The organism is Curtobacterium sp. TXMA1, assembly GCF_020162095.1.
Classification (GTDB): Bacteria; Actinomycetota; Actinomycetes; order Actinomycetales; family Microbacteriaceae; genus Curtobacterium.
Map to the genome: position 1 here is coordinate 2721634 of NZ_CP083910.1, position 15736 is coordinate 2737369.

The following is a 15736-nucleotide window of genomic DNA, read 5'->3' on the forward strand; positions in this document are numbered from 1 at the left end:
GCAGGCCGCCCCCGATGCGAGCGGATTCGGCAGCCGCGCGCGCCGGACATCGCCGTTGCGCAGTGTGTCGGACATCCGGGGACTCGTCGGAGGACCGCGTTACCGTGGGCGACATGGCCCCCGTCCTGACCTCGCCGCTCGTGTCGACGCAGTGGCTCGCCGACCACATCGGCGCCGACGAGCTCGTCGTGCTCGACGCGTCGGTGCACACCACGGGGGTCGGTACGGCGATGCAGTGGCAGGCCGCCCGCGATGCGTACGAGCAGCACGGGCACGTACCGGGAGCCCGGTACGCCGACCTGGTCGACGACTTCTCCGCCCCCGACGCCGAGGTGCCCTTCACCCGACCGAGTGCGGAGCGCTTCGAGTCCGCGGCGCGTGCTCTCGGCGTGACCAACGGCTCCACCGTCGTGGTCTACGACGACAGCGTCGGTGAGTGGGCAGCCCGGCTCTGGTGGATCTTCCGCGCGTTCGGCTTCGACGACGTCGCGGTGCTCGACGGCGGCTTCACCAAGTGGCGGGACGAGGGACGGCCCGTCCGCGTCGGACCGCTCCGCGGCGAGGTCGCGCCGTCGTCCGAGGAGTCGTTCCTGGCCGGCGAGGAACGCCCGGTGTGGGCCGACCACGACCGTGTCCTGCGCGCGGTCCGCGGCGACGAGCCGGCGGCAGTGGTCCTCGCGGCTCCCCCGTCCGCGCTCGGTGCCGACCACCCCGGCGTGGTCCCCGGCAGCACGGCGATCACGACGGACGACGTGGTCGACCCCGACACGAACACCCTGCGCCGCGGTGCCGCGCTCGCCGAGGTGTTCGCGCCGGTGCTCGACGCCGACGAGATCGTGACGTACTGCGGCGTCGGCAGTGCGGCGTGCGTCGACGCGCTCGCCCTGACCGTGCTCGGACACGACCAGGTGAAGGTCTACGACGGTTCGCTCGCCGAGTGGTGGCGCCTCGAGCCGGAGCTGGTCGCGTCCTGACACCCGTGCCGCCGGACGCCGGGGAGCGTCGCGGCACTAGCGTTGGCGCATGAGCACCAGACGCGCGGTCGTCCTCGGCGGTACCGGCGGCATCGGATCGGCGGTGGTCCGGGACCTCCTCGACGTCTCCGGCCGGGGCGGCGACGACTGGCAGGTCGACGTCGTCGCTCGTCGCGGCGGTGCGGCCGCCGATGCCCTGACCGCAGCCGGCGCCTCCTTCGTCGCCGGTGACCGACGCGACACGACCGTGCTCCGCGACCTCCTGCGCCCCGGTGCCGACCTGCTCGTCGACACCGTCGGGGTCACCCGCGACGACGCCCTGCAGCTGCGCCCGTTCCTCGACGACGTCGGTTCGACCGTGTTCGTGTCGTCGAAGGCGGTGTACGTCGACGACCAGGGGCGACATGCGAACGCCGTCGACAAGCCGGTCTTCGGCGGACCGGTCACCGAACTGCAGCCCACCGTCGTCGCCGGGGACGGCGACCCGACCTCGCGAGACGGTTACGGCGCCGCGAAGGTCGCCGCCGAACAGGTCCTGCTCGACCACGGCGCCCCGGTCACCGTGCTCCGTCCGTCGAAGGTGTACGGCGTCGGCATCGGCCGCCCGCGCGAGTGGTTCGTGGTCCGCCGCGCCCTCGACGGTCGGGAGCGCATCCTGCTCGCGGACCACGGCCGCGGTGTCGACCACACGACGGCCGCGAGCGGGATCGCGTCCCTCGTGCGTCTGGTCGCCGACGCTCCCGATCGCCGCATCCTCAACGTGGCCGACGAGACCGCGCCCGACGTCCTCGAGATCGTGCGCACCCTGGCCGGGCTCGTCGACCACCGCTTCGACGAGGTCCTGCTCGACCAGGACGCCCCCGCCTTCGTCGGGACGACCCCGTGGAGCTCGCCGTCGCCGTTCGTCCTCGACACGACTGCGGCGCGGGCGCTCGGCTGGCAGCCCCCGCGGTACGCCGACGCGGTCCGGCCCGAGGTCGACTGGCTGCTCGAGACCGCACACGCCGTGCCGGCCGGCGGTGACGTCCCCTGGGCGGAGGACCCGTTCTGGGACCGCATGTTCGACTACGGCCCCGAGGACGCCGCCCTGGCGCTGCTCTCCCTCGGCAGGGACTGACGCCGTGCAGCGGTCCGAGGTGCTCTTCGTCGGCGGCCGCTCCGGCGTCGGCAAGAGCACCGCGGCTGAGGCCCTGCACGACCTGCTCGTCGCGGCGGACGTGGCGCACGCCGTGATCGAGGGCGACCTCCTGGACCTCGCGCACCCGGCTCCGCACGTCGCCCACCCGGAGGTGCGGCTCGCCGAGCGGAACCTGCGGTCGATGTGGGCGGGGTACCGGGAGCTCGGACACCATCGACTCGTGTTCACCAACACGGTCTCGGTGCTCGAGCACGAGCGGCTCGCCGCCGCGATGGGCGACGACCCGCTGGTCACCGCGGTCCTGCTCCGCGCATCCGACGACACCACCGCCGGGCGACTGGCCCGCCGCGCCGGCGGTCCGGTCCCGCAGGCGCAGCTCGCCCACAGCACGGCGACGGCCGGGAGGCTCGACTCGGCCGTCGCGGACACGGTCGCCCGGGTGGACACCGACGGCCGCACCCCGGAGCAGGTCGCCCGTCGGCTCGGGGCGCTCACCGGCTGGCTCCCGGACCGACCGAGCCGGTGACCTCTGCACACGAGGACGCCCCCGCCGACCGTGTGGTCGAAGGGGGCGTCCCGGTTCGTGCTGGTCGGATCAGGCCGAGTGCGCCCGACGTCGAGCCATGACCACCATGAGGGCCGTACCGATGAGGGCGAGCAGCCCAGCGGCGATGCCGGCGGGTGCCAGGTCCGCACCGGTGAAGGCGAGCTGACCGTTCGGTGTCGTGGCGACAGAAGCCGTGCCGGCCCCACCTGAGCCAGCGGCCGGGGTGGTACCGACCGGGGCGACGGCCGCGGTCACGGTGAACTCGACCGGGTCGGACGGGTCGGACACGACCGGCTCGCCGTCGGCGTCGACCACCGGCTCACCGTCGGCGTCGAGCAGGAAGCCCTGCGCGACGGCGGTGTAGTCCCCGGGCTCGACGGCGAGCGTGACGCTCCAGGTGCCGTCCGCCCCGACGACGATCGGGTCCGTCGGATCGGCGGGCTCTGCGGCAGCGCGGGCGTTCAGCTGGTCGGTCGGGACCGCGACGAGCAGGATGTTGCTGCCCGGCGTGCCCGTGCCCTCGAACGTGACGTCCGGGCCGGTGACCGTCGCGCCGTCCTTCGGTGCGGTGATGACCGGCTTGTCGAGCACCGGGGTCGTGGGCGCGGTCTCGACCGCGGGCAGCGAGAACGCGACGGTGACGTCACCCGTGCCGACGCCGCCGGTGACCTGGGTCAGGCGGACGGACTGGGCGGTGGCGGCGTCGTCCGCGAAGGGCACGTCGACCGACCAGCGGTCGTCGTCACCGACGGTGGCCTGGACGAACGGGAAGTCGCCGGTGAGCGAGACGCGCGACCCGGCGGTGCCGGTGCCCGAGAACGTGACCGTCCGGCTGGCGGTGGTCGAACCGTCCTGCGGCGTCTCGACCACGAGGGTCTGCGTCGCCGGCAGGTTGACGTTCACCGTGACGCTGCCACGACCGGCAGCGCCGACGATCTGGTTGACCGTGATCGACTGCGCGCGGTCCACGTTCTCCGGGAAGGTGACGTTGCCGGTCCAGTTGCCGTCGGCGCCGACCAGGATGCCCGTCACGGGCGAGCCAGCGGACGGCACGAGCGCGATGTTCGCGGTCGGGATGCCCGTGCCGGACACCGTGACGGTTCGCGACGCGAGGTACTGCCCCTCGGTGGGGCTCGTGACCGTCAGCTGCGCGGGCGCCGCCGGCAGGGTGAAGGCCACGGTCTTCGGCTCGTCGAAGCCGCTCAGGCCGACGATGCCGTCGACGAAGGCAGTCTGCTGGACCGGGGCGTCGTCGGCGTACTCGTGGTCGACCGACCACGCACCGTTCGCGGGGACGTTCGTCCGGGCGATGACCGCGCCGGCCTGGTCGTCCTCGCGGATGATGATCGTCGAACCGGCGACGGCCGTACCCGAGAACGTCACGTCCCGGGTCGGGGTCGTCTGACCGGCGGTCGGCGAGGTCACCACGAGCTCGCCCGGAGCGGCGCTGGCGGATGATGCGGAGAGGAGTGCGCCTCCGAGCGCGAGTGAGACCACGGCTGGTACGGCCAGCAGTGTCCTCCATGACGTCTTCGTCACTGGGGTCCGTTCGTTCGGGCAGCCGTCACCAGGGAAGCGGCCACGCGGGAGGTGTCGCCAGGGAATTGAACGACTCCTCAACTCTATGCAGCTGCGAGGATTCCTGTACAGATTGCGATGCATCATCCGCCTCGCGCACTCCGAGCCGTCGTCCGCGTGCTCAGCGGCGTCCGAGCACGCTGGGGGCATGAACGACAACCGGCTCGGAACCGCGGTCAGCCCGTACCTGCGCCTGCACGCCGACAACCCGGTGGACTGGCGCGAGTGGGGGCCGGAGGCCTTCGCCGAGGCACGGGAGCGCGACGTGCCCGTGCTCGTCTCGGTCGGGTACGCCACGTGCCACTGGTGCCACGTCATGGCGCGGGAGAGCTTCTCGGACCCGGAGATCGGCGCGCTGCTCCGTCGGGACTTCGTCGCGGTCAAGGTGGACCGCGAGGAGCGTCCGGACGTCGACGCCAGCCTGATGGCCTCCGCGAGCGCGTTCACGCAGCAGCTCGGGTGGCCGCTGACCGCGTTCGCGACGCCCGAGGGGCGGGTGTTCTTCGCGGGGACCTACTACCCGCCGGCCCAGGTCGGTCAGGTCGGTTCGTTCCGGCAGGTCCTGGCGGCGGTGCTCGACGCGTGGACCCAGCGGCGGCACGAGGTGGACGCGAACGCGGGTGCGATCGCCGCGGCGATCGCGCAGGGGGCGACGGCCGACGCTGCCGCGCGCGGGTCGGGGGTGGACGCCGCCGCGCAGGGTGGCGAGCCGTCCGACGGAACCGCACCGGGCCTCCCGTCCGTCGACGCGATCCGTGCCGTGACCGCGCAGCTCGTCTCGGCCGAGGACACCACGTACGGGGGCTTCGGCGGCGCGCCGAAGTTCCCGAGTGCGCCGCTCCTCGAGTTCCTCGGTGACGTCGCAGCCGACGGCGACGACGTCGCACGAGGGCTGCTCGGCCGCGGTCTCGACGCGATCCGCACGACCGAGCTGACGGACGCCGACGGGGGTGTGTTCCGGTACGCGACCAAGCGCGACTGGAGCGTCCCGCACTACGAGCGGATGCTCTACGACAACGCGGGACTGCTCGCGGTCGCCGGCCCGGAGCAGGCCCGGGGCATCGCCGACTTCCTCCGGGACACGCTCCGGCGGCCGGACGGTGCGTTCGTCGCGGCGCAGGACAGCGAGTCGACCATCGACGGACGACGCGTCGAGGGCGACTGGTACCGGCTGCCGCTCGACGAGCGTGGCCGGTTCGACCCGCCACCGCTCGACGACCAGGTGTTGACGGGGTGGAACGGCCTCGCGATCCGGGGCCTCGCCATCGCCGGGGCGCGGTACGGCGACGACGAGATGCTCGATCTCGCCCGCGGCGCTGCCGACGCGGTCCTCGCCGCCCACGTCCGTGACGGGCACGTCGTCGTCCGGTCGAGCACCGCGCACGGCACGTCGTCCGCGCCGCCGACGATCGAGGACGTCGGGCTGCTCGCCGAGGGGCTGCTCGAACTCGCGCTCGTCACCGGCGCGGTCCGGTACGCCGAGACGGCGCGGTCGCTCGTCGACGACGGCGTCGCAGGGCGGTTCGACACCGACCCGGTCCTCCGTGCCGCCGGTACGGCCACCGGCGAGCAGCCGCAGACGGCACTGCGGTCCGGCACGGTGGCGCTGGCGGGGGCGGCTGCGACGCTGGGTGCACTCACCGGCGACCGGTCGCTCCGTGACGCCGCGACCCGGCTCGTCGCCGACCGTGCGCACACCGGGACGGAACGGCCCCTGGGCCACGCGGACGCCCTCGGGGTCGCCCTCGCCCTCCAGCGACCGTCGTGCGAGGTCGTTGTCGTGTCCGAGGTCGACGACCCGATGCGGCGGACCGCCCGCGCCGCCCGTCGCCCCGGCACGGTGGTGGCGACCGTGACCGCGGACCAGGCGCGGGCATGGGCCGACGCCGGGTTCTCGCTGTTCGAGGGGCGGGACGGATCGGCGCCGGCCGCGTACGTCTGCCACGACCACGTCTGCGCGCTGCCGGCGAGGGACGTCGCTGCGCTCTCCGACCAGCTGCGCTGACGCCTGCCCCGCCCGGACCGCTATCCTGGAATGCTCATGTCTGCCACGCCCGTCATCACGTACCCGCCCGAACTGCCGGTGTCGCAGCGGCGGGACGACATCGCCGCCGCGATCCGCGACCACCAGGTCGTCATCGTCGCCGGCGCCACGGGCTCGGGCAAGACGACGCAGCTGCCGAAGATCTGCCTCGAACTCGGCCGCGAGTCGATCGGGCACACCCAGCCGCGCAGGATCGCCGCGCGGACCATCGCCGAGCGCGTGTCCGAGGAGCTCGGCGGCGAACTCGGCGACCTCGTCGGCTACCAGGTGCGCTTCACCGACAAGGTGAGTGCGAACACCCGGATCAAGCTGATGACCGACGGGATCCTGCTCAACGAGATCCACTTCGACCGCGACCTGAAGCGCTACGACACGATCATCATCGACGAGGCGCACGAGCGCTCCCTGACGATCGACTTCCTGCTCGGGTACCTCAAGCGGCTGCTGCCCCGGCGACCCGACCTCAAGGTGATCATCACGAGCGCGACGATCGACCCGGAGTCGTTCTCGCAGCACTTCGGCGACGCACCGATCATCGAGGTGTCCGGCCGCACCTACCCGGTCGAGATCCGGTACCGACCGCTCGTTGCCGACGACGGCACCGACGCGGACGACGGCGACGACACCGACCCGCGGACCGACGACAGCGGCAGCCGCGGCGGTGCGAGCGCGGACGACCGTGACGTGCTCCAGGGCATCACCGACGCCCTCGACGAACTCGCGCGCGAGGACCCGGGCGACGTCCTCGTGTTCCTGTCCGGCGAGAACGAGATCCGCGATGCGCAGGAGGCGATCGAGGGCAAGCGGTACCCGGGCACCGAGGTCCTGCCCCTGTACGGACGCCTGTCCGCGGCCGACCAGCACCGGGTGTTCGAGCGCCGGACCACGCCGGGCATCCGTCGCCGCGTCGTCCTCGCCACCAACGTGGCGGAGACGTCCCTGACCGTGCCGGGCATCAAGTACGTGATCGACACCGGCACGGCGCGCATCTCCCGGTACTCGCCACGGGCGAAGGTGCAGCGGCTCCCGATCGAGGCGATCAGTCAGGCGAGCGCGAACCAGCGTTCCGGCCGCGCGGGACGCACGAGCGCGGGCATCGCGATCCGGCTCTACTCCGAGGACGACTTCGCGCGCCGCCCGGAGTTCACCGACCCCGAGATCCTGCGGACGAACCTGGCGGCGGTCATCCTGCAGATGATCTCCCTCGGCTTCGGCGACATCGAGCGCTTCCCGTTCCTCCAGCCGCCGGACTCCCGCGGTGTGAAGGACGGCCTCGACCTGCTCCGCGAACTCCGCGCGGTCGACGGTGACGGTCGGATCACCAAGGCCGGGCGGCAGCTCACCCGGCTGCCGATCGACCCCCGACTCGGGCGCATGGTGCTCGAGGCAGGCCGCCAGGGCGTCGGACGCGAGGTCATCGCCATCGTCAGCGCCCTGAGCATCCAGGACCCGCGCGAGCGCCCGCTCGAGAAGCGCGCGCACGCCGACCAGCTGCACGCGCGCTTCGCCGACCCGACGAGCGACTTCCTCACCCTGCTCAACCTCTGGAACCACATCGAGGACAAGCAGGACGAGCTGTCGTCGAGCGCGTTCCGGCGCCTGTGCAAGGCCGAGTTCCTCAACCACCTGCGCATCCGCGAGTGGCAGGACCTGTACCGCCAGCTGTCCCGCGCCGCGAAGCAGGTCGACGTCCGGGTCGGGCAGTCCCGATCCGAGGACGGCGATGCCGTGCACCGGTCACTGCTCGCAGGGCTCCTCAGCCAGATCGGGCTGCGCGACAAGGAGAAGCGCGACTACCTCGGAGCACGCAACGTGCGCTTCGTGGTGTTCCCGGGCAGCGTCCTGGCGAAGAAGCAGCCCGACGCCGTGATGGCCGCCGAGCTCGTCGAGACGAGCCGGCTCTTCGCCCGCACAGTCGGGCGGATCGACCCGGCCTGGGTCGAGCCGCTCGCCGGGGACCTGCTCAAGCGCACCTACGGCGAGCCCCACTGGGAGAAGAAGCAGGGCGCGGTCGTGGCCTACGAGCGCGTCACCCTGTTCGGCGTCCCGATCGTCCAGCGCCGCCGCGTGCAGTACAAGCGCGTCGACCCGGAGCACTCGCGTGAGCTGTTCATCCGGCACGCCCTGGTCGAGGGTGAGTGGGACGCACAGCAGGCCTTCGACCGGGCGAACCGGAAGCTCCGCCGCGAGCTGGAGCAGCTCGAGGAGCGCACCCGCCGCCGCGACATCCTGTTCGACGACGAGCGCGTGTACGAGTTCTACGACGCCAGGATCCCCGCCGACGTCGCCACGACGCGCGACTTCGAGGGTTGGTGGCGCACGACCCGTCGCGAGCAGCCCGACCTGCTCACGATGCGCCGGCAGGACCTGCTGGACGAGGACGCAGCCGAGGCCGCGCAGGACGAACAGGAGTACCCGACGCAGTGGCGCTCCGGCGACCAGCGCCTGGCGATCAAGTACCGCTTCGAGCCGGGCGCGCAGGACGACGGCGTCAGCGTGCAGGTGCCGCTGGCACTGCTCCCCCGCATGCGCGAGGAGGGCTTCGACTGGCAGGTCCGCGGTCTGCGCAAGGAGCTCGTCACCGCCCTCATCAAGTCGCTGCCGAAGCAGATCCGGAAGAACGTCGTCCCGGCCGCCGACTGGGCCGAGAAGATCGTCGCCGAGCTGCCCGACGACGCGCCGACCGAACCGACCGAGTCCTTCCGCGCGACCCTCGCGGCGGCGATCCAGCGGATGACGTACGTCCCGGTGGCCGAGGGCGACTTCGACCTGTCGCGGGTGCCCGCGCACCTGCTGCCCACCTGGGCGGTCGTCGACGAGCGCGGCCGCCGGGTCGAGTCCGGCAAGGACCTCGCGGCCCTGCAGACGAAGCTGAAGGACCGGACCCAGCGGAGCGTCGCCTCCGCCACGGCGAGGGCAGCGGCCCGGCCGGGAGGCGCGGCGCGCGTCGCCGGGGCGTCCTCCGGCACGCAGGTGGAACGGTCCGGTCTCACCGCCTGGCCGTCCGACGACCTGCCGCAGGTCCTCGACACGAAGCAGGCCGGTGGCGTGATCCGGGCGTACCCGTCCCTGGTCGAGGAGGGCGACGGCCCGAAGGCGACCGTCGGCGTCCGACTCCTGGCGACCCCCGGCGACCGCGCGGTGAGCATGCCCGCCGGCGTCCGTCGGCTCGTCATGCACGCGGTGCCCTCGCCGGTGTCGTACGTGCAGTCGCACCTCACCGCGCAGGAGAAGCTCGCGCTCGCGGCGAGCCCCTACCCCTCGACCGCGGCGCTGTTCGACGACGTTCTGGCCGCCGTCGTGGACGCCGGCATCCGTCGCGCGCACCCGGACGGCCTCGTGTTCACGAAGGCGGAGTTCGAGGCCGTGCGGGACGCCGTGTCGGCCACCGTCGTCGACACCATGTTCACCGCGGTGTCCGAGGTCGCCGCGGTCCTGACGGCGCAGCGCGCGGCCGACAAGGCGATGAAGCAAGCCAACTCGATGGCCCTGCTACCCGCGCTCACGGACATGCGGCAGCAGGTGGAGCGCCTGGTCTTCCCGGGCTTCGTCGCCGTCGCCGGACTCGACCGACTCCGGCGGATCCGGGTGTACCTGCAGGGGGTCGAGGCCCGCGTGCAGAAGCTCCTGCAGAACCCGGGGCGCGATGCGACGTGGATGCGCGAGGTCACCGTCGCGACCGACCGCTACACCGACGCCGGGGGGACCTTCCCGCCGTCCACCGGCTCGCACCCCGAGCTGGTGCACGCCCGGTGGATGCTCGAGGAGTTCCGCCTCAGCCTGTTCGCCCAGGAGCTCGGGACCGCCGAGACGGTCTCGCTGCAGCGCATCACGAAGACCCTGGCCGCCGCCCGCTGACCTGGCTCAGTCGACGTCGGCGACCGGGCCGGCGTCGGCGACCGGGCCGACGTCGGTAGCAAGCCCCTCGACGACGGTGACGTTCGGCAGCGCCGCCAGGGTGCGACCGGGCAGGAACACCTTCGCCCCGCGGAGCCCTGCGCCGACCACGACCTCGGGGGCGTCGAGCACCCGCGCGTCGACGAACACCGGCCAGTCCGCGGGGAGCCCGATCGGTGTGATCCCGCCGTACTCCATCCCGGTCAGGGCGACCGCGTCGTCCATGGGCGCGAAGCTGGCCTTGCGCACGTCGAGCAGTTTCTTGACGACCCGGTTGACGTCGAGCTTCGTCGACGCGAGCACCACGCAGGCGGCGTGGCGGACGTCGTCGCCGCGCTTCCCCGCGACGACGATGCAGTTCGCGCCGCCCTCGAGCGGGTACCCGTAGGCCTCGGAGAACGCCGCGGTGTCGGCGAGGTCCGGGTCGATCGGCGCCGCCTGGATCGTCGACAGGACGTCGCTCGGCAGTGCGACGAGCGCCTGGGCGACGGGGATCGCGAGGAACCCGGTGGCGACGAGGGCGGGGGAACGGTCGAGCGTCGGCATGCCCCGAGCCTAGGGAGCACCCGACGAGCGGACGGTCAGCAGACCCGACGAGCCGACGAGCCGACGATCGGACCAGCAGGCGGAGCGGTCAGGCGCGCTCGTGGATCGATCGGGCTCCCGGCACGGGCGGCGCCGGGTCGTCCGAGGCCTCCGGGTCGTCCGCCCGCGCCCACTTCACGGTCCACCGGACGAGCGGCTGCACGCGGTCCCACGCGGCGGTGATGTCGTCGAGCGAGCTGTCCAGCGGCAGGTGCACCAGCGCCGCGTAGTGCTGCATCCGGAGCAGGTCGATCCGCGGGTGGTCGGCGTCGTACCCGCGCGGAGCGGTCTTCAGCGGCGGCCCGGCGAGCTCGTACCCGGCGTCCGTCAGCTCGTCGAGCTCACGCTGCAGTGCCGCAGCCGCCTGCGGGTGCTCGTCGATGGTGGTTCGACCCGCCTGCAGCTGTGCGCGCGACGGTTCGTAGAGCCCGCCCCCGACCTGCAGCCCCTCGGCTCCGGCGCTGAGGTACATGCCGCCCGCAGTCAGCCCGGTGTCCTCGCGGTAGGGCCGCTTGTCCGGCGTGAACCGCAGGTCGCGGTGCTGGCGCAGCACCCGGCCCGGGCCGTACCGCCGCTCGGCCTCGTGCAGGAGCGCCTCCATCGGGTCGCGGACGTTGCGTTCCCAGTCGTCACGGTGCTCCTCGAACCAGGACTTCTCGTTGTGCGCGGCGAGCCCGCGGAAGAACGTCGCGAGCGCTGGTGAGAACGGCGTCGAAGGCATGCACCAGTGAACCGCCGCCCGATGCACGCTCGTCGGCAGTCCGGGGGACGAGACTGTGCGGGTGACCCGTCTCCGACCGATCGACCTCGACCGCTGGCCGCGCGCCGAGCACTTCGCGCACTACCGGCGGGAGCCCTGCGCCTGGGAGATGACCGTCGACGTCGACGTCACGGCCTTCGTGGACGCCGCACGAGTCGCGGGCGCGAAGACGTACCCGTCGCAGATCTGGGTGCTCGCGACGGTCGTCAACCGGCACGACGAGTTCCGCATGCAGCTCACCGAGGACGGCCGTCCCGCGGTGTGGGACGTGGTCCACCCGACCTTCACGGTCTTCCACCCCGACACCGAGACCTTCTCGGTGCTCGTCGTCGAGTACGACCCCGACGCCCGGGCGTTCCACGACGCCGTGGTCGCGACGACCGAGCGGTACCGCGACGACCACCGCATGTTCCCGCAGGGCACCGGGCGCACCGACCTGTTCGACGTCTCGACGCTCCCCCGGACGTCCTTCACCGGCTTCGCGCTGCACCTCACCGGCGCCGAGGACCACCTGGCGCCGGTGATCACGCTCGGGCGGTACCGACAGGTGGACGGGCGGACCGTGATGCCGATGGCGCTCCGCATCAACCACGCGGCGGTGGACGGCTTCCACGCCTCGCGCTTCGTCACCGAGGTCGAGGAGCTGTTCGCCGACCCGGCCTGGCTCGGCTGACCGCCGACACACCGCGCCGCGCCGCCGGGGCCCCGTCCCCCGGACGCACACCCCACGGGCACCGGCCCGGAGCACCGTGGCCGGCATGCACGACGACGAACTCACCGCCCTCGCGGTCTCCCGCGCCCTCGACAACGTCCACGACGGCGGCAAGCCCTTCGCCTGCCTGATCGTCCGCGACGGCGAGGTCGTGGTCGAGGCCGTCAACCACGTCGCCCAGACCGGCGACCCGACCGCGCACGCCGAGATCCGCGCGATCCGCGCCGCCGCGGAGCAGGGCGTCACCGACCTGAGCGGCTACGACGTGTTCGTCACCGCGTACCCCTGCCCGATGTGCCTCGGTGCGCTGTACTACGCCCAGCCCGACCGCGTGGTCTTCGCCGCGACGCGGGAGCAGGAGGGCGAGCACTACGAGGACGGCAACCGCCTGATGACGCTCGCGACCTTCTACGACGAGTACGCCAAGCCGGTCGAGGAGCGCGCCCTGCCCACGGAGCAGGGCACGGTCGAGGACCCGACGGCCCCGTTCCGCGAGTGGACCGCCCGCCACCCGTCCTGACCCCGGCGGGACGACCACCGGACAGGAGGATCGTGGCGGGCCCCGCCACGATCCTCCCGTCCGGCTCCGCTCCCGGTCACCGCCGCCACCCGGACCTGAGGCGTTCCGCATCGACACCGGCGCCGCGACGGACCAGGCTGGGACCGTGACCGACGACCGTCCCGCCCGTTCCTTCGGATCCGCCGTCGACGCCTACGAACGCGGTCGGCCCGGCTACCCGGACGCCGTGGCGGCGGCCCTGGTGCCGGACCGCACACCGCTCGTGGTGGACGTCGGGGCGGGGACCGGGAAGTTCACCAGGACCCTGCTCGGCCGGGCGGACGAGGTGGTGGCGGTGGAACCGGACCCGGCCATGCGGTCGCGGCTGGTCGATCTGCTGCCGACGGTGCGTGCGCTCGACGGCACGGGCGAGGCGATCCCGCTGCCGGACGGCTCGGCGGACGTCGTGACGTTCGCGCAGTCCTGGCACTGGGTCGACCGGGACGCCGGCGCCGCCGAGGTCGCACGGGTGCTGCGCCCGGGCGGGACCCTCGGACTCGTCTGGAACGTCCGCGACGAGACCCGGCCGTGGGCCGCGCGCGTCGGCATGATCGTGGCGCAGCCGGAGGCGCGCACCGTGCAGCAGGAGCAGCCGCTGGTCGGAGCGCCGTTCGGCGCCGGGGTGCACGACACGGTGCGGTGGACCCACGAGCAGGACCGCGACGCGTTCCTCGACATGATCGCCTCGCGGAGCTCCGTCATCCTCATGCCCGAGGACGAGCGGCGGGCGGTGCTCGACGCGGTCCGGCAGGTGCTCGACGAGGACCCCGAGACGGCCGGGTGCCCGACGATCCCCGTCGACTACGTCGCACACGTGCACCGGTACGTCCGACCCTGACGACCCCGGAGCCGACGAGCCGGCGTCAGGGTGCCGGTGTCAGCCGGTAGAGGACCTGCGGGCGACCACGACGGCCGTACCGGTGGGCGAGGTCGATCGCTCCCGTCGCGACGAGGTGGTCGAGGTACCGGCGAGCGGTGGCTCGTGAGGTGCCGGTGGCCGCCGCGACCTCGTCCGCCGAGCGGGCGTCGACGGGGTCGAGCGCCGCCACGACCCGTTCGAGCGTCGTGGCGCTGACGCCCTTCGGCAACCCGTGCTGTGCGCCGGTCGGCGCGGGACCGGTCGGTCGGACCACCCGGACCGACCCCGTGGAGAGCAGCCGGTCGACGTCGCCCTGCCCCATCGGCACGTCACGCTGCGCCCCGTCGCGCAAGCGGCGCTCCGCGGCGTACGCACGGAGCCGGTCCTGCAGCGCGTCGCGGTCGAACGGCTTCAGCAGGTAGCCGACCGGGTGCGCGGCGAGCGCCTGCCGCACCGTGACCTGGTCGCGGGACGAGCTGACGACGAGCACGTCGGTGTCCTCGACGCCCGCCACGTGCATCCGGTGCAGCACCTCGACGCCGCTGATGTCGGGCAGCCGCATGTCGAGCAGCACGAGGTCGACCCCGTGCTCGACGGCGGCGAGCGCGGCGCCGCCGGAGGGGACGGCCCCGACGACCGTGAACCCCTCGGTCGCGGCGACCCAGCGCGTGTGCAGTGCCCGGGCTCCCGCGTCGTCGTCGACCACGAGCACGCGAAGTGGCCCGGCCGGACCCGACGTCACGGGGCGACCGCCATCTCGACGTCGAGCCGTGCCCCACCGAGCGTGGCCGAGCGACCGACCAGGACCGATCCCCCGCGCTCGGTGGCCGTCCGCCGCACGACCGCCAGGCCGATGCCCCGTCCGAGTCCGGTCCCGTCGGGCTTGGACGACCACCCGCGGGTCAGCACGCGGTGTGCGTCGGCCGGGTCGATCCCGGGCCCGTCGTCCTCGACCGTGACCGTGACCGTGCCGTCCCGGGTCACGATGGTGCAGCGCACCGTGGTCGCCCCGGCCTCGGCGGCGTTCCGGCAGAGGTTGGCGACGACGAGCAGCACCTCGTCGTCGAGCACGGCGTCGTCGGCGATCCGCAGGTCGAGCGCGGTCCCGGAGACGGCGAGCTCGGAGCGCACCGCAGCGACCGACGCCGTCGCGACGGCACCGCGCCGCGGCGACCCGGCACCGCCGCCGCTGGTCAACCCGGGCGCCACGGCGTCGATGTAGGCCATCGCGTCCTCGTCGTCGCCCTGCTCGACGAGCCCGCGCACGACGTGCAGGCGTGTGCCGAACTCGTGCGCCTGCTCGCGCAGCGCGTCGGTGGTCCACCGGACCTGGCGGCTCTCCGCGTCGACCGCGTCGGCGCGGCGCAGCCGACGGGCGATCACGAGCGACAGGAGCACGCTCGCCAGGGTCGCCGCGACGAGGGCGCCGGTACTCCACGGCAGCAGGGTGCCGAGCGCACGGGCACGGTCGGCCGCGATCGTCGACTCGAGCACACCGACCGCGACGACGCCGACGACCCGGCCCTCGGCGTCGACGATCGGCACCTTCGCGCGGAGCGTCGCCCCGGACGGGCCGGTCTCGGTGCCGACGAACCGCTCCCCGGCGAGCACGGGCGCGATGGTGGTCTCGACGACCTCGCCACGCTCGGCCGGGTCCGGGTGGGTGATCCGCACGCCGTCGTCGTCGGTGACGACCACGTAGGAGACGCCGGACGCGCCCTCGACGAGCGATGCGATCGGCTGCAGCGCCGCCGTGGCCGGCGCGAGGGCGTCGGCGTCGGCGAGGGATCCGGGAGCGCCCGCGTCGACGACCGACACCACCGCGTCCCGCACCTCCGGCAGCTCGGCCAGGCTCGACGCGACCCCGGACACCTGCTCGACGACGGACGTCCGGATGCTGCGTTCCTGCACGGCGGCGGCGACCCCCGTCGTGACCCCGGTGGCGGCGAGCACGATGAGGCTCGGCAGTGCGAGCACCGCGATGCGGCCGAGCCCGCCGACGTGCACCCTCGTCACCGTGGCGTCCTCCTTCGGCCGCGACGCCGTGAGCGTCAATGAGCACATCTCCGCCTCCGGATGCTCG

The 15736-nt window shown here is 73.4% G+C and carries 13 protein-coding genes; 8 read left to right on the forward strand and 5 right to left on the reverse strand.

The window, feature by feature from the left end:
• The first annotated feature begins 113 nt into the window (after positions 1 to 113).
• The 3 genes from LCG91_RS12855 to LCG91_RS12865 are packed head-to-tail and all read left to right on the forward strand — an operon-like array spanning position 114 to position 2638.
• Positions 114 to 974 carry a sulfurtransferase gene (locus LCG91_RS12855; RefSeq protein ID WP_224441610.1) on the forward strand — a complete coding sequence of 287 codons (861 nt, stop codon included), beginning with the start codon at positions 114 to 116 and terminating at the stop codon, positions 972 to 974.
• A gap of 49 nt (positions 975 to 1023) precedes the next feature.
• A complete protein-coding gene (locus LCG91_RS12860) occupies positions 1024 to 2091 on the forward strand; it encodes an NAD-dependent epimerase/dehydratase family protein (protein ID WP_224441611.1) in 1068 nt (355 codons plus the stop codon).
• 4 nt (positions 2092 to 2095) lie between these two features.
• Positions 2096 to 2638, forward strand: a complete 543-nt coding sequence (locus LCG91_RS12865) for an AAA family ATPase (RefSeq protein WP_224441612.1) — start codon at positions 2096 to 2098, stop codon at positions 2636 to 2638.
• 69 nt (positions 2639 to 2707) lie between these two features.
• Here LCG91_RS12865 and LCG91_RS12870 read toward each other — a convergent pair whose 3' ends face one another.
• Positions 2708 to 4198, reverse strand: coding sequence for a hypothetical protein (locus tag LCG91_RS12870; RefSeq protein ID WP_224441613.1), 1491 nt, complete (start codon positions 4196 to 4198; stop codon positions 2708 to 2710).
• Positions 4199 to 4385: 187 nt separating this feature from the next.
• Here LCG91_RS12870 and LCG91_RS12875 point away from each other — a divergent pair, with 187 nt between their 5' ends.
• Both LCG91_RS12875 and hrpA read left to right on the forward strand, forming a co-directional pair.
• Complete coding sequence (locus LCG91_RS12875) at positions 4386 to 6242, forward strand: thioredoxin domain-containing protein (protein WP_224441614.1); 1857 nt, start codon at positions 4386 to 4388, stop codon at positions 6240 to 6242.
• A 36-nt stretch (positions 6243 to 6278) separates the two neighbouring features.
• Complete coding sequence (hrpA, locus tag LCG91_RS12880; RefSeq protein WP_224441615.1) at positions 6279 to 10139, forward strand: ATP-dependent RNA helicase HrpA; 3861 nt, start codon at positions 6279 to 6281, stop codon at positions 10137 to 10139.
• 6 nt (positions 10140 to 10145) lie between these two features.
• Here the strand turns inward: hrpA and LCG91_RS12885 are convergent, their stop codons facing one another.
• Entirely contained in the window at positions 10146 to 10724 is a 579-nt protein-coding gene (locus tag LCG91_RS12885) for a YbaK/EbsC family protein (RefSeq protein ID WP_224441616.1), read from the reverse strand.
• A gap of 88 nt (positions 10725 to 10812) precedes the next feature.
• Positions 10813 to 11484 carry a DUF2461 domain-containing protein gene (locus LCG91_RS12890; protein WP_224441617.1) on the reverse strand — a complete coding sequence of 224 codons (672 nt, stop codon included), beginning with the start codon at positions 11482 to 11484 and terminating at the stop codon, positions 10813 to 10815.
• 61 nt (positions 11485 to 11545) lie between these two features.
• Here LCG91_RS12890 and LCG91_RS12895 point away from each other — a divergent pair, with 61 nt between their 5' ends.
• From LCG91_RS12895 to LCG91_RS12905, 3 genes are all read left to right on the forward strand, one after another.
• Positions 11546 to 12196 (forward strand): CatA-like O-acetyltransferase, encoded by a 651-nt coding sequence (locus tag LCG91_RS12895; protein ID WP_224441618.1) that lies wholly within the window; start codon positions 11546 to 11548, stop codon positions 12194 to 12196.
• Positions 12197 to 12281: 85 nt separating this feature from the next.
• A complete protein-coding gene (locus LCG91_RS12900; RefSeq protein WP_058749703.1) occupies positions 12282 to 12755 on the forward strand; it encodes a nucleoside deaminase in 474 nt (157 codons plus the stop codon).
• A gap of 145 nt (positions 12756 to 12900) precedes the next feature.
• Positions 12901 to 13632: a class I SAM-dependent methyltransferase gene (locus LCG91_RS12905; protein ID WP_224441619.1), complete on the forward strand. Its 732-nt coding sequence runs from the start codon at positions 12901 to 12903 to the stop codon at positions 13630 to 13632.
• 25 nt (positions 13633 to 13657) lie between these two features.
• Here the strand turns inward: LCG91_RS12905 and LCG91_RS12910 are convergent, their stop codons facing one another.
• Both LCG91_RS12910 and LCG91_RS12915 read right to left on the reverse strand, forming a co-directional pair.
• On the reverse strand, positions 13658 to 14395 hold the full coding sequence (locus tag LCG91_RS12910) for a response regulator (protein ID WP_224441620.1): 738 nt from the start codon (positions 14393 to 14395) through the stop codon (positions 13658 to 13660).
• On the reverse strand, positions 14392 to 15669 hold the full coding sequence (locus tag LCG91_RS12915; protein ID WP_224441621.1) for an ATP-binding protein: 1278 nt from the start codon (positions 15667 to 15669) through the stop codon (positions 14392 to 14394). The genes LCG91_RS12910 and LCG91_RS12915 overlap by 4 nt, the downstream gene beginning before the upstream one ends.
• Positions 15670 to 15736 lie beyond the last annotated feature (67 nt).